This window comes from Ruminococcus sp. J1101004sp1_RTP21198st1_B9_RTP21198_201120, assembly GCF_040924245.1.
GTDB classification, from domain to species: domain Bacteria; phylum Bacillota; class Clostridia; order Lachnospirales; family Lachnospiraceae; genus Blautia_A; species Blautia_A faecis.
This window is the reverse complement of record NZ_JBCOMI010000017.1, coordinates 74,336-92,889: the sequence shown is the minus strand read 5'-3', so window position 1 is coordinate 92,889 and position 18,554 is coordinate 74,336. Positions and strand designations below refer to the sequence as shown.

The window sequence follows — 18,554 nt, the reverse complement described above, 5'->3', positions numbered from 1 at the left end:
GATGGAAAAATGACAAATCATTATTTGAGAAACGCTGTCCCTGATCACATTGCGGGTGTTATCTCTGCATGCGAAGGGATCCAAAACAACCTGGTTCTCCTAAATGGTCCTATTGGCTGTAAAACCTACTATACCTTTAGTGGTGTTGATTCTTTGATTCGAAGATCCAATCTATGGACTCTTGGTGATGAGCTTCGACTGGAAGATGCTATGGATGACCGGTTGCTTCGCAGCCAGTTTTGCATCGGCAGTCCTCGCATACCAGCTACCAATCTCCGCTATTCTGATTACATTTTCGGGACCGCCGAACAACTTCATCGCGCATTAAACGATCTGTTTTCAGAAAGAAGTTATGACTTATTCACAGTAATCCAGACTCCCGGTACTTCTCTCCTCGGCGAAGCACTGGAGCCGGAACTGGATGCCATCAGCAAAGAATTTGGAATTCCACACCTTTTTATCGAATCCCCTGGCTTATCAGAAAATTCTATGATCGGATACGACGAAGCAACCGTTCGCCTGATGGAATTGTTATGTGATAAACCTTGCACCAATAAAAAAGCCTCCAAAATTCCATCTATTAACCTTTTTGGTTTTGATGCACATGAGAAATTCCCGGAAGGCGGTTTAAAGGAAATCACCAAATTACTGAAGCTTTGCGGAATCTCTGTTCATGTAGCAGCTGGTATGAATTGTCCCATAACTGATTTTCGTACAATTGCTCAGGCAGACGCCAATATTATACTCTGCCCGGAGCGTTGTAAAAAAACAGCCGAATATCTCCGCAGCCATTTTCCCATACCAGTTTACGAGACCGGAGGAATGCCAATCGGTTTTGACCTCACCGAAGAATTTGTCCGGGGGATTTCCTCTTTGCTCGGAACAAATTGTGAACCTGCATTAGATTATATTGAAGAAAGCCGTTCGCGCGCTTTCTATTTCATTGCACATAATATGGGAAATAAAGGCTTCCCAAAGGATCTTCGCTATGCCGCAGAAGGCGAACCATCCGTTCTAAGAGGATATGTGGATTATCTTTCCGGTTATTTAGGCATTAAGCCCAAAGTCATCCATCCACTTTATTTACAATGCCACACGGAAAATCTGATTCAGGAAAAGCTTCATGAGCTTCATTGTGAAGACGCACTGGAACAGGATATTGCCTCTGTAAATAATGTTATCCTTCTTGCTGGTGCAAACACAATCGTAGAATTGAACACTTACAGCGACAACATTTTTGGCATTGAAACTGCCAATCCAGGTTCCGGATATATCCATGTCATTCCCAAAACTTACGTTGGATGTACAGGTGCTCTATATCTTCTGGAACAAATCTTAAATGGTACAAAACTGCTTCGAGCATGGAATTAACTTTATTCCACCTCAAAAAAGCTGCCTGGCATCTACCAGACAGCTTTTACTGCTCAGAGCAGTATTTTATTTCATAAATTGAAAACAGGCAACCTTATGTCCTGGCTCAATCTCCTGCAAAAGAGGCAGTTCTTCTTTACATTTCTCCCTGCACCAGTTGCAGCGCCCGGCAAAAGCACAGCCCTTTTGCACTTCAAGAGGACTTGGAGGCTCTCCCTTTGCAGCTGCAATTTTCTCATTCTGATCGCAATATACATCAAAAACAGAACCAAGCAGCATTTTCGTATATGGATGTACTGCTTTTGCAGCAAGCGTCTCACTCTCCAGAATTTCCACAATTCTTCCCAGATACATAACTGCGATTCTCTGACTTACACTCCTTACCAGTGCCAGGTCATGCCCAATAAACAGACAGCTGATCTGCTTTTCTTCCACCAGCTTTACCAGCAGCTTCGCAATCTGGTTCTGTATGGAAACATCCAGTGCACCTGTCGCTTCATCACAGATCAGTAGTTTAGGCTGAATAGAAATGGCCCTGGCAATAGCCACACGCTGCAGCTGACCACCCGAAAGCTCATGTGGATAACGATTCACAAAATCTTCCGGAAGACCTACTTCCAGAAGCAGTTTGCGCGCTTCCTTAAGACCATTTTCTTTACTGATCCCATCAAAGTTTCTCCTGGATTCCATAAGATAAGTGCCAACTTTCATTCTTGGACTGAATGAACTTAAAGGATCCTGGAAAACCATCTGAATGTTTCGGCGGAAACGTCTTTTTTCACTGCCCTTCAGGTTCATGTAAGCTTCCCCTTCCAGCAGTACTTCTCCACCCGAAACAGGTATGATACCGGCAATCATTCTCGCCACTGTACTTTTCCCGCATCCACTTTCACCCACAATCCCCAGGCATTCACCTTTTTTGAGGGAAAAACTAACATCACTTACTGCATATAATTTTTCTTTTTTCACTGGAAATGTCTTATTCAGATTTTTAATTTCCAGGAGAATCGTATCATTTTGCAAATCGTTTTCCCTCCAGCCTTGGCACTGCCGCCAGAAGTTTTTTGGTATATTCGTGCTTCGGATGAAAGATCACATCATCTCTTTTTCCAAATTCCACCAGCTCACCCTTGCACATCACACCGATCTTATCTGAAATGTAAGAAGCAACTCCCATGTTATGTGTCACAAGAATAATTGCAGTTTCATACTGCTCCCGAAGCTTCTTCATTTCTCGTACCACTTCTGCCTGAATTGTCACATCCAATGCAGAAGTAGGCTCATCTGCAAGAAGAAGTCTTGGTCTTGCAGTCATTGACATTGCAATTCCAACACGCTGTTTCATCCCGCCGGAAAGCTCAAAAGGATAAGATACCATTACACGTTCCGGATCTGTCAGATGCATTTTTGCCAGCATTTCTTTTTCCAGTGACCGACAGTCAGCCTTTGCCATTTTCCTGTGCGCCAGAATAGATTCCCGATATTGAGACTCTACAATCCGTATGGGATCCAATGATGCTCCAACATCCTGAAAGATCATTGCAATTTCCGTTCCCCGGAGCTTTTGTAAAGACGTCTCATCTAATTCCAAAATATTTTTTCCCTGAAATAAGATTTTCCCCTCTGTCACTGTCCCGCCAGGAGGTAAAATTCCGAGAATAGCACGAATTAAAGTTGTTTTTCCACTTCCACTTTCACCTACGATACTGACGATTTCCTGCTCTCCTACAGAAAGAGAAACATGCTCTACTGCCGCTTCCTGCTCCTGATAGCGAATCGTACAGTTCTCAATATTCAGAATATCCATAATTATTCAGCTAATGTCCACTTGTTTGTTACAAGATAATAGTCAATTGGGAATACTGTTACATTCTCAAGTTTACTGTTTACAAGAGTCACGTTATCATTTGCATACATCCAGATTGCCGGGGCATCATCTGCCAGGATCTGCTGGGCTTCTACAAATGCGCTTACACGGTCCTCCTGAGTAAATGCAGCATCCAGTTTATCCAGAACAGACTGGAATTCATCACTGTGATATCCGCTGTAATTGTCACTTCCTCCATCAGACCAGCGGTTCATAAGATATTTCTGACCATCACCAGCATTTACAGTCTGCCAGTTTGGAGATACCAGCATATCGAAATCACCAGAAGCACGTTTGTCACTTACATTCTCCAGCATTTCAATCTGTACATCAACTCCGATCTGCTTCCACATATCCTGTAAAGTCTCACTTACTGCTGTTGAAGAACCATTGGCAATAGAAATTGTAAGGGACAGATTCTCTCCATCCTTATCCACAATTCCATCTCCGTCAGAATCGCTGTAGCCTGCTGCCTCAAGGCATTCTTTTGCCTTATCCAGATCATAAACCTGTCCGTTTACATCTTCAGAATCGTATCCTACAGATGGCGGGAATGCTGTGCTGATTGGAGAAGAATAACCATTTCCTGCTACCTGTGCTACAACATCACGATCTACTGCATAGGACAGTGCAAGACGAAGGTTCTTATCAGAAAGGGGATTTCCCTCGCGGCAGTTTAATTCGAAATCATTCTCTCTTGTTCCGGTTACTTTTACAATGTTTATATCGTCATTATTTTCCACACGATTAAGAGCTGTTGCATCCGGTCCCTGTGCAAGGTCAATATCTCCGGAAAGCATTGCATCTACCTTTGTATCACTTCCGATATTCTTTACAGTAATGCTCTTGATTTCCGGTGCTCCATCCCAGTAGTTCTCATTTGCCACAAGCTCAATCTTCTCTTCAGATACATACTCAGACACTGCATAAGGTCCTGTACAGATTGGCATAGTATCATAATTGCTTGTATCAGCTGTGGTGTCTACAATAACTGTCATCGGCTCTGTAAGCTGTGAAACAAAAGCACTGTATGCACCATCTGTAGTAAATACTACATTCTCTCCATCTACTTCGATGTTTGCAATTTTAAGATCTCCTCCACGAGAGTTATTATCAATAGATCTCTGGATAGAATCCTTTACGATCTCTGGTGTCAGCTCGGTACCATTGCTGAATTTTACTCCCTGGCGGATATGAAAACGATAAGTTGTATCATCAACCTGCTCCCACTCATCAGCTAACTGTCCTACAATTTCCATATTTTCATTTACAGTCACAAGAGTTTCTCCTACACCACAGCGTGTAAGATTCCATCCGCACCAGTCTGTTGCAGGATCCATGCCTTCGATGTAGGTGAAAAGTGCCAGATTAATGTGACTGTCATTTTCGGCTGCAAATGTAGTAACACCGCTTCCTATTACGCTGCATGCCATAATTCCTGCAAACAATAAAGATACTAACCGTTTTCTCATTTTTTATTTCTCCTCCTGTTGTTAAACTATAATCTATGTTCAACTCTTTATTTTAAAGAGTAAACATTCTTAATTTTTTCTTTTCGGATTCATCAGATCCTGAATACTGTCTCCAAGTAAATTAAATATGATTACATTTATTAAAATAACAATACCAGGTGCCATAAGCATCCAGGGTGCCGAATACATATAGTCTTTTCCCTCAGACAGCATATATCCCCACTCCGGTGTAGGTGGCTGGGAACCAAGCCCCAGCAGGGAAAGACCTGCAATGGTCAAAAGTTTACTTCCAATATCCTGCGTAATATTTACTAACAGCGAAGGCATGACATTTGGAATAATATAACCTGTCATAATCCGGAAATTATTAGCGCCTCCCAGTCTTGCCTGCTCTATATATGTATTATTTTTTATGGAAAGCACTAATGACCGGCTAATTCTTGCATAATAAGTCCATCCTGTTATGGTCATTGCCAAAATCAGATTTGGAAGTCCTGTACCAAGAAAGCTTACAAGTGCAATTGTAAAAATGGAACCAGGAAAGGCCATCAGCATGTCAGATAAACGCATTAAAACAGCATCAAAAGCGCCTCCCCAGAAGCCTGCTATTGTCCCGATAAGAATTCCTACAACGGAAATAATCGCTGTCACAACAAATGCGATCAAAAGTGATGTTTTTCCTCCGTAAAGAATTCTCGAAAATATATCCCTTCCCATCTGATCAGTTCCCATGAGATACTGTTTGCATGGCGCTTTCAGAAGGTCTGTATAGTGTGTTTCCAACGGATCATAAGGTGCAAATTTTCCCGCGAACAATGCAAATAATAAGAAAAGCACTGCAAATGCCATTATAATCACAAAACGAATCCATAATTTTTTCTTACTCTTCATGTTGCAGGGCTCCTCTTCTAATTCTTGGATCAAGCCACTGGTAAGATATATCTACCAAAAGATTCACCAGTACATAAATACATCCCATCCACATAACATATCCCTGGATCAGCTGGTAATCTCTGCCGGAAATCGCAGCCACTGCTGCGCTGCCGATTCCATTCCAGCTAAAGACCGTTTCAACGATCATTGTTCCACCAAGTAATCCTCCAAATGACATGCCGAGCATTGTCACTACAGTAAGCAGGGAATTTGGCAGCACATGAAAGAAAATTGTACGAAACCTTCCAATTCCCCTTGCTTGACAGCCATTTATATATTCCTCATTCATCTGCTCGACCATTACCGCCCTGATCCGTCTTATGTAGTACGCACTCATGCTTAACGAAAGTGTTACAGACGGCATGATCAGACTTTTAAAAGAATCTGATCCCCCCACAGGCAGCCAGTGCACCTTAACTGCAAAAAAATAGATCATCATCATACCAACCCAGAAGCTAGGCAGTGAAATTCCAATAAAAGACATAAACCGAATAATATAATCAGCCTTTTTATCCTTATATACTGCTGATAAAATTCCTAACGGAAAAGAAATTAATATCATCAGAATAAACGATGCAACTGCCAGTTTAACCGTATTGGGGAGTTTTCTTCCTAATACCTGGGAAACGGGCTGTGCATATTTTACCGACATTCCGAAATCGCCATGTAACGCACCCTTCAGCCAGTTCACATACTGCTCTCCAAAAGATTTGTCTAATCCGTATTTTTCTTCAATCTTTGCGATTACCTCCCGGTCATGACCTGCACCCATAGATTCTGCCAGCTGTTCAGCTGGATTTGACGGCAAAATATATGTAAGTCCAAAGGTCATCAGAGACAGCCCAAACAAAATAATCACAAGTGAAATCAGTCGTTTTATAATCTCTCTTTTCACTTTTTCAGCCTTTCTGTGCTACAATACAAAAACTCATCGGTAAAGGGCTGCCAGCTATTTCCACCTGTATTTTATGAAATCCTGTTTCTACAAGTTTATTAAAATCCCAGGCAGGTCGATCTACCTGACTCATTGGCAATTTCTTTGCAATTTCATCCATAATGGAAAAATCTACATTTTCTTTATTATGTCGCGCATGGCACCCTTGTTCTTCTTTTTCATGTCCCCGCTGAAACTCATCATAGGCTTTCTGATACTTATCACTAAAAAAACGGCGATAATAATTTCCATCTTCCAGAATTAGAATTCCATCTTTTTTTAGAACCCTGTACGCTTCCTCATAAGCTTTATCTGCATGCTCCAGGTTCCAGAATACGTTTCTTGATACCACTGCGTCGAAGGAATTATCAGCAAATTCTAAGCTTTGCACATCCATCTGATGAAGTTCTGCTTTAAGTCCTTCTGTCTCCAGATTTCTTCTGACTTCTTCCAGCATTTTTGTGCTATAATCTACCGCAGTCACCTGAAATCCCATCGAAGCAAGCAAAGTGGTAAAAAAGCCAGCGCCACACCCATCATCTAATACATGGCATCCCGTTTTAAGAGAATTTTTGAAAATATTTTCCCATCTCTCTCCAGGTTCTGTTTTTCTTTCTTCCATACTGGCATCTGAAAATCCTCCAGCTCTCATATCCCAATATGACTGAATATTCTTTAACAATTCTGCCATTTGTGTTTATCCTTTCCAATAGCATAAACTTCTGCCAAATCAGGGAATTCATGTAATAAAAGCGTGAAAAAGCCGCTGCTAACGCAGCGGCTTAATGACATAATAATCCTGTTATATAAAACCAACCCCTATACCGTGCCCCGCAGCAAAAGTTCTTCATTCTGGCCGGTATTCTGGCTCCAGTGTCATCATAATGCTTTCCCTTCCCGATAAAAATTCAGTGGTTTCGAAAGCTTACTCAACTGTTACAGCTACGGCATAGCACAGGATTTTCACCTGTTTCCCGTTTGACCTGCTAGAATTTATTTTAATTTCCACCAGGCACCAAAATGGTCGTTTTATTCAATTCTCAACACAACATCGCAAAGTATAATACAGCATTTCCTGTTTGTCAATCAGAATTTATCAGGCCTCTATATCCTCAATATCCTCTCCATCCGGTACCGGCCAGATATTGATACAGTTCGGAGTCTCGATCTTACGCGGCTTGCCTTTCATCATAATGATGTTCTTCTCATAGTCAACCTTGAAGGTGGTAATGCTGTTGCTGGAATGGTTGGCAACGGCAATGTGCTGGTTATCCGGGAAGATTACGAGGTCTTTCGGATAGTCACCACTTACCGGAAGGACAAACTTACGCTCCAGAAGTCCTGTCTCAGCGTCTACTTCAAACATACCAACTGTATTCTCACCGGCTGTGGTACAGAACAGATGCTTTCCGTCTGGTGCAAGTGCAAGTCCGGATGCTGCATTGTGAGATACATTTCCATCCTCCTTCTTCGCCAGGGTAGAAACGCTCTGAAGCAGTTCAAATTCTGGAACATCTCCATTTCCGTTATAGCTATAAACCTTAATCTCATTGCTCAGCTCAAAAAGCACATATGCGAAACGTCCATCTGCACTGAAACGGATAATACGCGGTCCACTCTCTCTCGGGCATCTTACAATATCCACCAGCTCCAGCTTATCTGTCCGCTTATTGATACAGTAGACCTTGATCTGGTCAATTCCATTATCTACTGCGCAGAGATATTTATTATCCGGAGTAGGACGTACACAGTTTACATGAGGACGGAAGTTACGCTCTGCAACACTTCCAAGACCAGTGTGGAAAACACCGTCCATAACACTTCCAAGACGTCCATCCTTATGAGTGTGTACAACGGTTACCTTTCCATCATGATAACCTGCTACGTAAAGATATTTGCCATCTACGTCTGTAGCAAGGAAACAGCCTCTCATGCCATCAATATCCACGCTGTTGATACGTGCCAAATCGCCATTATGATCACGCTTGAATACCGCAACACCCTCATCCTCGATAGAATAAAGGTATTTTCCATTCTTGGATACTGCGGTATAAGACGCATTACTAACTTCCACTTCACTTCTCTCTGTGAGAGTACCTTCTTCCAGGTTCACGTCATAAACCTGAATTCCCTTGCTGGTTCCGTGAGTATAGGTTCCTACATAAGCCACATATTTCTTACCCATTTGTCTAGCCTCCTACAGTCTCTTTCTGGAAACCGTCCGTTCACGCTGTTCTTCCGATCTTTTTTACAGCGTAGCGGGTCACTGTGCAGCTCTGAATATTACTGCATTCTCTATATCAGTAAATCCTCTGCCACGGTTCATTTATTACAGCCGCATTTTATTACAGCAACTCGTATTCTGGTTTCTTTTATGTAATTGTGTCTAAATTATACCACACACATTTTCAAAGAACAAGCTTTACTGCATCCAGAGTTTCCATAATAATTTCATCTGTATGAGCCGCTGACAGGAACATGGCTTCAAACTGGGACGGAGCCATATGAATTCCCATATTCAGCATTTTTTTGAAATATTCTGCAAATGCCACTGTGTCAGAAGATTTTGCAGAAACATAATCTACAACAGGCTGTCCCGTAAAGAACAGGCTTCCAAGAGAGCCCACATGATTCATCTGGTAATTCAGACCTTTTTCTTTCACGATTTTTCCCATTCCACCGTAGAGAAGCTCTCCCTTTTTCTCCAGTTCCGTGTAAATTTCCTGATGGTCATACAAATATTTCAGCTGGGTAAGCCCGGCAGCCATAGCTACCGGATTTCCGCTTAAAGTACCTGCCTGATATACTTTTCCTGCCGGAGCAACCAATTCCATCACATCTCTTCTTCCGCCATATGCACCTACCGGCATTCCGGCACCAATGATTTTTCCATAAGTAACCAGATCCGGTGTTACACCAAAATACTGTGCTGCGCCGCCAAATGCAAGTCGGAATCCGGTAATCACCTCATCAAAAATAAGAAGGGCATGGTATTGGTCGCAAAGAGCGCGAAGTCCCTGCAGAAATCCTTCCCTTGGCGGAACTACACCCATGTTGGCTCCAACTGCTTCCACGATCACTGCTGCCACCTGGCCATCTGCCTGCTGAAAAAGAGTCTCCACACTGCCAAGATCGTTGTAAGCTGCCAGCATAGTATCCTCTGTACAGCCTTTTGGAACACCGGCACTGTCCGGCACACCACTTGTCATCACACCGGAACCTGCGCTTACCAGCATGGCATCACTGTGTCCATGATAGCAGCCTGCAAATTTGATGATCTTATTTTTCCCCGTATAACCTCTTGCCACACGGATTGCACTCATAACAGCCTCTGTACCAGAATTGACCATTCGGATCATATCCACATGCGAGATTCTGTCACAGATAAATTCAGCCATTTCCACTTCAATCTCTGTAGCGCATCCAAAACTCAGGCCTTTTTCACATGCCTTCAGAACGCTTTCCCGTATTGCAGGAAAATTGTGTCCCAGGATCATTGGTCCCCAGGAATCTATGTAATCAATATAACGATTGCCATCTACATCATAAATATAGCAGCCATCTGCACGTTCAATAAATCTCGGTGCTTCTCCAATAGCGCCATATGCACGCACCGGACTGTTTACACCGCCAGGGATTCTTTTTACCGCTCTCTCAAAAAGCTTCTCAGACTTTGTCATTATCCGATTCTCCCTTCCTCCATCATTTTTGCAATTTCTTCTGCAAAATAGGTGATATAAATCTGTGCACCTGCACGATAAGCTCCCACCGCCATTTCTCCAACGATCCGCTCTTCATCGATCCAGCCCATCTTTGCTGCAGCCTTCACCATGGCATACTCACCGCTTACACTATAGGCAGCTACCGGAACATTCACAGCCTTGGAGATCTCAGATACCATATCAAGATAGGACATGGCAGGCTTCACCATAATAATATCAGCGCCTTCTTCAATATCCATAAGAGCTTCTTTCATTCCCTCTCTTCTGTTGTGGAAATCCATCTGATAGCTCTTGCGGTCTCCAAAAGCAGGAGCACTTCCGGCTGCATCGCGGAATGGACCATAGAACGCAGAAGCATATTTCACCGCATAAGACATGATCGGAATATTGGTATAACCGCCCAGATCCAGTTCTTTACGGATAGCAGCCACACGCCCGTCCATCATATCGGAAGGAGCGATCATATCAGAGCCAGCCTGCGCATGAGACAGAGCTGTTTTTGCCAGAAGCTCCAATGTCTTGTCATTGTCAACATCATGGCCGCAAAGAACGCCGCAGTGACCGTGGGAAGTATATTCACACATGCACACATCTGTCACATAATACATCTCTGGAAATCTGCTCTTTGCTTCCCGAAGTGCCTTCTGTACAATACCATCCTGAGCGTAAGCGCCGCTTCCGACTTCATCCTTATGATCCGGGATTCCAAAAAGCATAATGCTGTTTACTCCTGCTTTTTCCAACTGCTCCAGCTTATAGGGAAGACGGTCCAGGCTGTAACGGTACTGCCCTTCCATGGAAGGGATCTCTTCCTGGATTCCATTTCCTTCCATTACAAACAGCGGATAGATAAGAGAAGATTTGTCCATTCTGGTCTCTCTCACCATTTTACGCAAATTCGCACCGCCCCTTAATCTTCTAGGTCTCTTAATCAGTTCCATTTTTCTTCTCTCCTCTTCAGTGTCTCAACCAGTTCGATCAGACTGTCGATGGTTGCTTTTTCTGACATATATGTCTGCATTCCATAAGAATCCGCCGCTGCACGAGTCTGTTTTCCAATGCATGCAGCACGAACCCTGGAATAATCAAGTCCTTTGGTGCTCTCCACAAAGCCTTTCACTGTGGAAGCACTGGTAAATACAGCCAGGTCAATAGTGCCCTCTTCAAATTTTTTCTTCTCATTAATAAGAGGACTGCTTACATATCCAGTCTCATAGGTCGGAACATCATCCACCTGTGCACCTGTTTTTTTCAGTTCTTCTGCCAGTTCCTTGTTTCCAAGGGAGGCTCTTGGAATCAGAATCTTTTCTGTTCCATTTAAAAGAGCGCCAAGCTCTTTTCCAAGGGTATTTCCATCATAAACAGAAGGCATGAAATCCGGATAGATTCCTCTTTCCAGAAATTTCTTCTTTGTGCCCTCACCGATCACCGCGATTTTTGCATTTCCAAGAGAACGCAGGTCGATCTTCTTTTTCTCCATTTGCCTGAAGAAAACTTCCACGCCTGCAGGACTTGTAAATACCAGCCAGTCATAGCTGCGGATATGAGAAAAGGCCTGGTACAGTCTGCTCTGATCCTCCAGAGGGATAATACTGATGGATGGAAGTTCCAGTACTTCTGCACCTTTCTCCCGAAGAAGGGCCGCAGTTCTGGAAATATTCTCCTTTGGCCGGGTGACAAGGATCTTCCAGCCTGCCAGAGGTAATTTCTCATACCAGGCAAAATCATCTGCCAGAGTGCAGACCTTTCCTACCACAATAATGGCCGGTGTCTGGATCTTCGCCTGATCAGCCGCAGCTTTCAGGGTACCAACAGTAGCTACCACTCGTTTCTGGCCTGCTGTGGTTCCTTTGGACAAAACAGCGGCAGGCATATCCGGTTCCATACCAGCTTTCATAAGGCCATTGCAGATATCCTCCATGGCAGTGATTCCCATAAGAAAAACAAGAGTTCCCTTTGTATGCACCAGTGCCCCAAAATCAATGTCGTACTCCATACCCTTGCGTTTATGTCCGGTGATAACATGGACAGAGGAACAGAAATCCCGGTGTGTCACAGGAATCCCATTGTATGCAGGTACGGAAATCGGGGAGGTCACACCAGGAACTATTTCATAAGGAATACCCTCCTTTGTAAGAAGCTCCAGTTCCTCTCCTCCTCGTCCAAAAAGGAAAGGATCGCCGCCTTTCAGGCGTACTACCCGGTTGCCCTTTTTTGCCTCATCCGCAAGAACCTGGTTGATCTTCTCCTGGGACATGGTATGGTGGCCGGCTCGTTTTCCCACGTTAATCAATTTTGCAGAAGCAGGAATTCTGGTCAGGATTCCCTGTCCTACCAGGCTGTCATAAACAACCACATCTGCCTGTTCCAGCACCTGGGCACCTTTCATTGTAAAAAGTCCCACATCTCCAGGGCCAGCTCCCACCAGCCAGACTTTTCCCGGTTCTTTTTTGTTGTCTTCCTGCAAGCCGGACTCTTTGTATTCCACTTTGCAGCGCTCCTGCAGTTCTTTTGCAAGAGAAGTTCCCAGTTTTTCTGCATCTGAAGGATTTCCGGTTTTATATCCTTTCAGGTAATGTCCGGTTTCTTCCTCGTAATAAAGGCCGGTAAGTTTCAACTGACCATCTTTGATTTCTCCATAGGCTGCCACAGGAGAAGTACAGCCTCCGTTTAAATATTTCACAAAGGCACGCTCCGCTGCTGCCGCCTGGTGTGCCTGCAGATCGTCATATCCTTCCAGATATTCATAATCCAGCCCTTTTCTTCCCTGGACAGCCAGGATTCCCTGACCTGCTGCCGGAACCATTTCTTCTGTATCAAAATACCGGCTGATTCTTTTTTCAAGTCCCAGACGCTTCAACCCTGCGGCTGCAAGAACTAACCCAGCATAATCTCCGTTATCCAGCTTCTCCAGTCTTGTCTGAAGATTTCCACGAATGCTTTTCACATTCATATCCGGATAAATTTCTTTCAGCTGCAGTTTTCTTCGAAGACTGGAACATCCGATGGGTTTGGATGGATCCAAAGTATAGCAGCCTTCTGGAAGAACCAGTACATCCCTTGCATCTTCACGTCTGGAAAAAGCAAGTATGGGAAGTTCCTCTGAGATTTCCATTGGCATATCTTTCAGACTATGAACCGACAACTGGCTTCTTCCTTCCAGAAGCGCCCGGTCCAGTTCTTTTACAAACAGACCTTTTCCTCCGATTTTATCAAGCGTACGGTCCAGAATTTTGTCACCTGTGGTCTTCATGGTAAGAATTTCCACATCTGTTTCCGGGTGCTTGCAGACAATATAGTCCCTCACCATCTGGCTTTGCAGTACGGCAAGCTTGCTTTCCCTGCTTCCGATCACAACTTTTTTATTCATAACTATCCTCATCTTTTTCCAGTTCTTCCAGAAGTGCCTGCATTTTTTCTCTTACTGCCTTAGCCTTTTTGTGATTGACACCGCTGGCCGTGATTCCCACTACAATATCATCCTTCAGACAAATTCCGGGAAAGTAAAAATCGCACAAATTCTTATCACTTGCAACATTTACATAAATTCCCTCTTCTTTACAGATACGGTAAATTTCCTCATTTAACTCACTGTTATTCGTAACAGCCAGCACCATATAAGCCATAGAGAAATCTGATTTTTTCACAGGGCGGGGCTGGATCTGAATTTTTCCCAGCTTGCCCAGTTCCCAGAGATCTGCTGTCATCTTCGGCGCAATTACTGTAATATTCCTGGTAAATAATAATAATGCTTTCACTCTTCTTGTGGCAATGGTTCCCCCACCCACTACCACAATGTTCTTATCCGATAGATCCACATACAGTGGGAAATAGCGCTTATTTTTCATATGTTTTCTCCAATCCTGCTACACATTCCAGAAATGCTTTCTCATTCACACTGTCTCTCAATGCAAACAGCATTTTATTTATAACCTTCCCCATTGCAGTATCCACTGCATTTATCAACTTCTCTTTTTCCTGCTCATCCATCTGTGTGTTTTTCAATGGCTTCATGATCCGCAGGTTAAAGTCATTCACTGCATTCTCTTTGATTTCCTGAATTCTTGGTATCAGTTCCTTACCATCTAACCATTTAAAAAATTCATCCATCTGATCTCTCACGATCAGTCCTGCCGCCTCAAGATTTTCCTGAAGCTCATCCGGAGTTTCTTCCATGCGGAAGCTATCCATATCAAACAAGGTTATCCCTTCGAATTTTCCAACCTCCGGTTCAATATCCCTTGGAACTGCCAGATCAATGAGAACAATACTTTTTTCCAGTTCCAGATTTTCAAACAGTTCCTCACGCAAAGTAAAATTCGGACTTGCCGTAGCACTGACTACAAGATCACACTTAGGCAGATAGTCCATTCTTTCGCCATAATTAATTCGTTTACATCCAAATGGAATATTCACCATTCCGCTGCGATACTGACGCACGGTTACAGTCACATCTGCACCGGCTTCCATAAGAGCCTGGGCTGCAACCTTTCCCATTTCCCCATTTCCGATCACCATGCAGACCTTATCCTGTACGCAATAGCCCTGTCTGTCAAGCATTTCTATCGCCTGATGGATCACAGACGGATTTCCATGAGAAAATGGCACCTCAGTTTTAATCTTTTTTCCTGCTGTTACAGCCATTCGGAAAAGCACTTCAAGGGCTCCATCTGTTGTAAAATGCTCTCTGGCAATTCCCAGTGCATCTTTTACCTGAGTAAGAATCTGATCTTCTCCAAGTATCTGGGATTTCAGACCTGATGCAAGGTAAAACAGATGTTCCACAGCAGCATGGCCTTCACGCTTTGTAAAATATATCTCGTACTGATCATCATTAATGTTTTTCAGTTTACAAAGCTCTTTGTATAAAGAAAGCTCTGCCGTATCATCTACACTTGCCCATACCTCCAGGCGATTGCATGTAGAAAGAATAATACAGCCGTCTATTCCCGGCTGTTCCTTTAATTTTTCCATAGCCTCCCCTGCATTTTTTCTGGTAAATGCAAACAAGGCTCGTATATCTACGGGAGCCATACTATGGTCTATTCCAATCATAGAAATACTCATCTTATGTAATTCTCCTTAAATATCATTTTCTGCCACCGCTCATTTTACTAATTCCTGCGTATATTGTCAATAAAGCCAGGCAAAACACAGCAATAAAAAAGCTTCCAGACAGACTATTTTCCACAATCTGCCTGGAAGTTTCCCCTATACGATTTCTCTATCCTGTTTCAGGATTCTCTGTGAGTTCCTCTTACCACCTGGATTCCCCTGGATTCTATCATCTCACAGATTTTGGCAATTCGTGGGCACTCTTTTTTCTCCCTGTCCAGACGACAGGCTCCCACATGCATCACCTTAATTTCTTCGCTGACCAGCCTGTCTATTTTTTCCAGAATTCCCTCATCTACATCCGGTTCTTTGGGGTTTGCACTTTTGCATCCATTACAGGTCATCATTGCTCCCAGAAGTGTGTCCGGAGAATATCCATCAAAAAAGTCACTGCGATTCTGAAAGGCCTTCAGGCATCCCACTCTGGCACATACATTATTGGAGTGAAGGCAGGTCAGTGTCCCAATTTAAATCATACCGCTTCCCTCGCATGTTCCACAAAGAGTTTTCGAATACTTTCATATTCCCCCAGTCCTTTCAGAACTGTCTGCACTTCATAACCAGCTTTGCTGATGATATTTTTCCAGGAGTCTTCTTCCTCTCCTGCCATGTCATTTTTCGCATGGTCACCAGCAACGATCATAAACGGTGCGATTACCACTTTTTTTACCCTGCATTTTCCAAGCTGTTTCAGGACCTGGTCAATTTCAGGATAACCTTCCACAGTTCCTACGATCACATTTTCATATCCCATATCCTCGAACCTGTAATCCAGTGCGGCATAAACGGCATTTGCGTAGTGCTCGGTTCCATGCCCCATAAGCACAAGTGCCGTCTCCTTATCTTTAATTACAGGGAACTCATCTGCAATCGCTTTCACCACATACTTATTGTCTTCTTCTGTTGTAAGCAGAGGAGCTCCGAATTTCACAGATTGGAAATGATCCGCACACGCCAGAACATCCTTTTTCATAAGGTCATTTTCCACACCGTTCATTACATGCGTAGGCTGGACGATCACCTCTGTGATTCCATCTGTTCTCATACGCTCCATTGCTTCTGTCACATTGTCATAGTGAATATGATCTCTCTTTGCAATTCTGGCAAGGATCATCTTGCTTGTCCATGCGCGATAAACTTTACAATCTGTAAAAGCAGCTCCAATTTCTTTTTCAATTGCATCAATGGTCACTGCTCTGGTGTCCTCGTGACTGGTGCCAAAGCTGACTACAAGGATCCCTTTTTTTGCTGTATCGCTCATTCAGATTTCCTCCACTTTTCCTTTATTTTTTCACATGCAAAGGATGGTATGTAACATTCAGCATGCCGTATTCATCCTTTTTTACAGTTGCATCTACTTCATATAACATATGTATAAAATCTTCTGTAATGACTTCTTCCGGAGTTCCGCAAGCCACCAGACGACCGTTCTTCATGGCATAGATCCGGTCGCAGTATGCTGCTGCAATATTCAGATCATGCAAAGCACCGATCACAGTGACCCCAAGACTTTTTACAATATCCAGAAGCTGGAGCTGGTATTTGATGTCAAGATGGTTGGTAGGCTCATCCAAGATCAGACAGTCAGTTTTCTGCGCCAGAGCTCTTGCCAGAATGATTCGCTGCTGCTCACCGCCAGACAGACTGGAAAAAACACGGTGCCGATAGGGAAGCATTCCCACTTTTTCCAGACACTCTTCCACGATCTTATAATCCTCGGCATTATCCCGTTCCATGGTTTTCTTATGAGGAGCCCTTCCCATCATTACAATTTCCTGTACGGAAAATTCAAAATTATAGTAATTGTGCTGGGACACCACTGCCAGTGCTTTTGCAGAATCCTTTACCTTATATTCGTTCAGCGGTTTTCCATCCAGCATGATCACGCCGGTATCTGGCTTAAGTACACGGTAAATACATTTCAGCAATGTACTTTTTCCACTTCCGTTTGGTCCTATAATTCCTACAAATTCCTTTTCCTTTATGGCTGCGTCAATTCCCTTAAGAATCTCATTTCCGCCAAGCTCCACATGGATATCAGAAGCTGTCAGTTTCATGATTTCTCACCTCCGAATCCATAAGATCTGCGTACCAGCAGATAAATAAAGCAAGGTGCTCCGATCATGGATACCAGGATTCCGATTGGGACTTCACTCTTGGGAATAATGATCCTGGAAGCAACATCTGCCCAGATCAAGAAAATGGAACCGCTAAGTGCTGACAGTGGAAGCATTTTCTTGTGATCGGTTCCAAAGAACATTCGTACCACATGAGGAATAATGAGTCCTACAAATCCAATGATACCTGCGGAATATACCACAAAACCGATCAACAGTGCTGTCACTACAAGATACACCTGACGATATCTGTGCAGGTCAGTTCCTAATGTGATGGATACCTCATCTCCAAGCAGCATCATATTGAGAATACGGCTCTGGGTGCAGAAAAACAGGGTTGCTATAAAAACGCAGGGAATAATCACAGCCAGATTTTCCCATTTCGCGCCTGCCAGACTTCCCATCAGCCAGAAAGTAACTGTCTGGATTCCATCTCTGTCGCCCGCAATATAGACAACAAAGTTTGAAAATGCACTGCACACACTTCCAAGTGCTGTACCTGCAAGCAGAAGTCGGACCGAATTTGCCCGGCCTCCTATATTTGCAGTGATCTGTACCAGTACAGAAATAAGGAAAGCTCCGATAAATGCGCAGATTCCAATAGAGTTGGAGCCAAATACGGCTCCAACTCCAAGAAAGATTGCCACTGTTGCACCAAGAGATGCACCAGAGGAAATACCCAGAATATACGGATCTGCAATCGGATTTTTCACAATGGCCTGCATTACCACACCTGCAACTGCCAGACCCATGCCAACGGCTGTTGCAAGAAGAATACGGGGAAGGCGGATAAACCACACAATATCAGACATGGCTCCTACACCATAAACCTCCGGATCCCCGATTCCAAACACTTTATACAAAATTACACTATACACATCTTTCACAGAAAGATCTACAGAACCAATGGTAACTGCAGTCAGAATGGATATCACCAGAAGCACAGTCAGTAATATCACCGCCAGCACATAGATCGGCTTTCCATGAAAAATTCCATTTTTAAAATCCGGTTTTCTTTTCATT

At 43.5% G+C, this 18,554-nt stretch carries 17 protein-coding genes and 1 riboswitch; of the genes, 1 reads left to right on the top strand and 16 read right to left on the bottom strand.

Features of this window, described 5'->3' with window-relative positions:
• The first annotated feature begins 9 nt into the window (after positions 1-9).
• The gene (locus AB5618_RS12940) at positions 10-1,371 is read left to right on the top strand and encodes a nitrogenase component 1 (protein ID WP_173772430.1); all 1,362 of its coding nucleotides are present in this window, start codon (positions 10-12) and stop codon (positions 1,369-1,371) included.
• Positions 1,372-1,437: 66 nt separating this feature from the next.
• Here AB5618_RS12940 and AB5618_RS12935 read toward each other — a convergent pair whose 3' ends face one another.
• From AB5618_RS12935 to AB5618_RS12860, 16 genes are all read right to left on the bottom strand, one after another.
• Complete coding sequence (locus tag AB5618_RS12935) at positions 1,438-2,394, bottom strand: ABC transporter ATP-binding protein (RefSeq protein WP_173774241.1); 957 nt, start codon at positions 2,392-2,394, stop codon at positions 1,438-1,440.
• Positions 2,384-3,178 (bottom strand): ABC transporter ATP-binding protein, encoded by a 795-nt coding sequence (locus AB5618_RS12930; RefSeq protein ID WP_118579997.1) that lies wholly within the window; start codon positions 3,176-3,178, stop codon positions 2,384-2,386. The genes AB5618_RS12935 and AB5618_RS12930 overlap by 11 nt, the downstream gene beginning before the upstream one ends.
• 2 nt (positions 3,179-3,180) lie before the next feature.
• Positions 3,181-4,710, bottom strand: coding sequence for an ABC transporter substrate-binding protein (locus AB5618_RS12925; RefSeq protein ID WP_173774240.1), 1,530 nt, complete (start codon positions 4,708-4,710; stop codon positions 3,181-3,183).
• Between the two features lie 69 nt (positions 4,711-4,779).
• Positions 4,780-5,601, bottom strand: coding sequence for a nickel transporter permease (gene nikC, locus AB5618_RS12920; RefSeq protein ID WP_118579994.1), 822 nt, complete (start codon positions 5,599-5,601; stop codon positions 4,780-4,782).
• A complete protein-coding gene (gene nikB / locus AB5618_RS12915) occupies positions 5,591-6,538 on the bottom strand; it encodes a nickel ABC transporter permease (protein ID WP_368366824.1) in 948 nt (315 codons plus the stop codon). Before nikB ends, nikC begins: the two co-directional genes overlap by 11 nt.
• Before the next feature lie 4 nt (positions 6,539-6,542).
• On the bottom strand, positions 6,543-7,268 hold the full coding sequence (locus AB5618_RS12910) for a class I SAM-dependent methyltransferase (protein WP_118579988.1): 726 nt from the start codon (positions 7,266-7,268) through the stop codon (positions 6,543-6,545).
• A 145-nt stretch (positions 7,269-7,413) separates the two neighbouring features.
• A riboswitch (cobalamin riboswitch) is annotated at positions 7,414-7,612 on the bottom strand.
• A 61-nt stretch (positions 7,613-7,673) separates the two neighbouring features.
• The gene (locus AB5618_RS12905) at positions 7,674-8,762 is read right to left on the bottom strand and encodes a lactonase family protein (protein ID WP_368366823.1); all 1,089 of its coding nucleotides are present in this window, start codon (positions 8,760-8,762) and stop codon (positions 7,674-7,676) included.
• Between the two features lie 223 nt (positions 8,763-8,985).
• Positions 8,986-10,257 carry a glutamate-1-semialdehyde 2,1-aminomutase gene (gene hemL, locus AB5618_RS12900; protein ID WP_368366822.1) on the bottom strand — a complete coding sequence of 424 codons (1,272 nt, stop codon included), beginning with the start codon at positions 10,255-10,257 and terminating at the stop codon, positions 8,986-8,988.
• Positions 10,257-11,240, bottom strand: a complete 984-nt coding sequence (gene hemB / locus AB5618_RS12895; protein WP_148462844.1) for a porphobilinogen synthase — start codon at positions 11,238-11,240, stop codon at positions 10,257-10,259. The genes hemL and hemB overlap by 1 nt, the downstream gene beginning before the upstream one ends.
• Positions 11,231-13,669, bottom strand: a complete 2,439-nt coding sequence (cobA, locus tag AB5618_RS12890; protein WP_368366821.1) for a uroporphyrinogen-III C-methyltransferase — start codon at positions 13,667-13,669, stop codon at positions 11,231-11,233. The genes hemB and cobA overlap by 10 nt, the downstream gene beginning before the upstream one ends.
• The gene (locus tag AB5618_RS12885) at positions 13,662-14,147 is read right to left on the bottom strand and encodes a bifunctional precorrin-2 dehydrogenase/sirohydrochlorin ferrochelatase (protein ID WP_148462846.1); all 486 of its coding nucleotides are present in this window, start codon (positions 14,145-14,147) and stop codon (positions 13,662-13,664) included. The genes cobA and AB5618_RS12885 overlap by 8 nt, the downstream gene beginning before the upstream one ends.
• Positions 14,137-15,366, bottom strand: coding sequence for a glutamyl-tRNA reductase (gene hemA / locus AB5618_RS12880; RefSeq protein WP_195409284.1), 1,230 nt, complete (start codon positions 15,364-15,366; stop codon positions 14,137-14,139). Before hemA ends, AB5618_RS12885 begins: the two co-directional genes overlap by 11 nt.
• A gap of 167 nt (positions 15,367-15,533) precedes the next feature.
• Positions 15,534-15,872 carry a CGGC domain-containing protein gene (locus AB5618_RS12875; protein ID WP_368366827.1) on the bottom strand — a complete coding sequence of 113 codons (339 nt, stop codon included), beginning with the start codon at positions 15,870-15,872 and terminating at the stop codon, positions 15,534-15,536.
• Between the two features lie 14 nt (positions 15,873-15,886).
• Positions 15,887-16,675 (bottom strand): sirohydrochlorin cobaltochelatase, encoded by a 789-nt coding sequence (locus AB5618_RS12870; RefSeq protein WP_368366820.1) that lies wholly within the window; start codon positions 16,673-16,675, stop codon positions 15,887-15,889.
• Positions 16,676-16,697: 22 nt separating this feature from the next.
• Positions 16,698-17,471 (bottom strand): ABC transporter ATP-binding protein, encoded by a 774-nt coding sequence (locus AB5618_RS12865; RefSeq protein WP_019161065.1) that lies wholly within the window; start codon positions 17,469-17,471, stop codon positions 16,698-16,700.
• On the bottom strand, positions 17,468-18,553 hold the full coding sequence (locus tag AB5618_RS12860; RefSeq protein ID WP_173716563.1) for an iron ABC transporter permease: 1,086 nt from the start codon (positions 18,551-18,553) through the stop codon (positions 17,468-17,470). The genes AB5618_RS12865 and AB5618_RS12860 overlap by 4 nt, the downstream gene beginning before the upstream one ends.
• Position 18,554 lies beyond the last annotated feature (1 nt).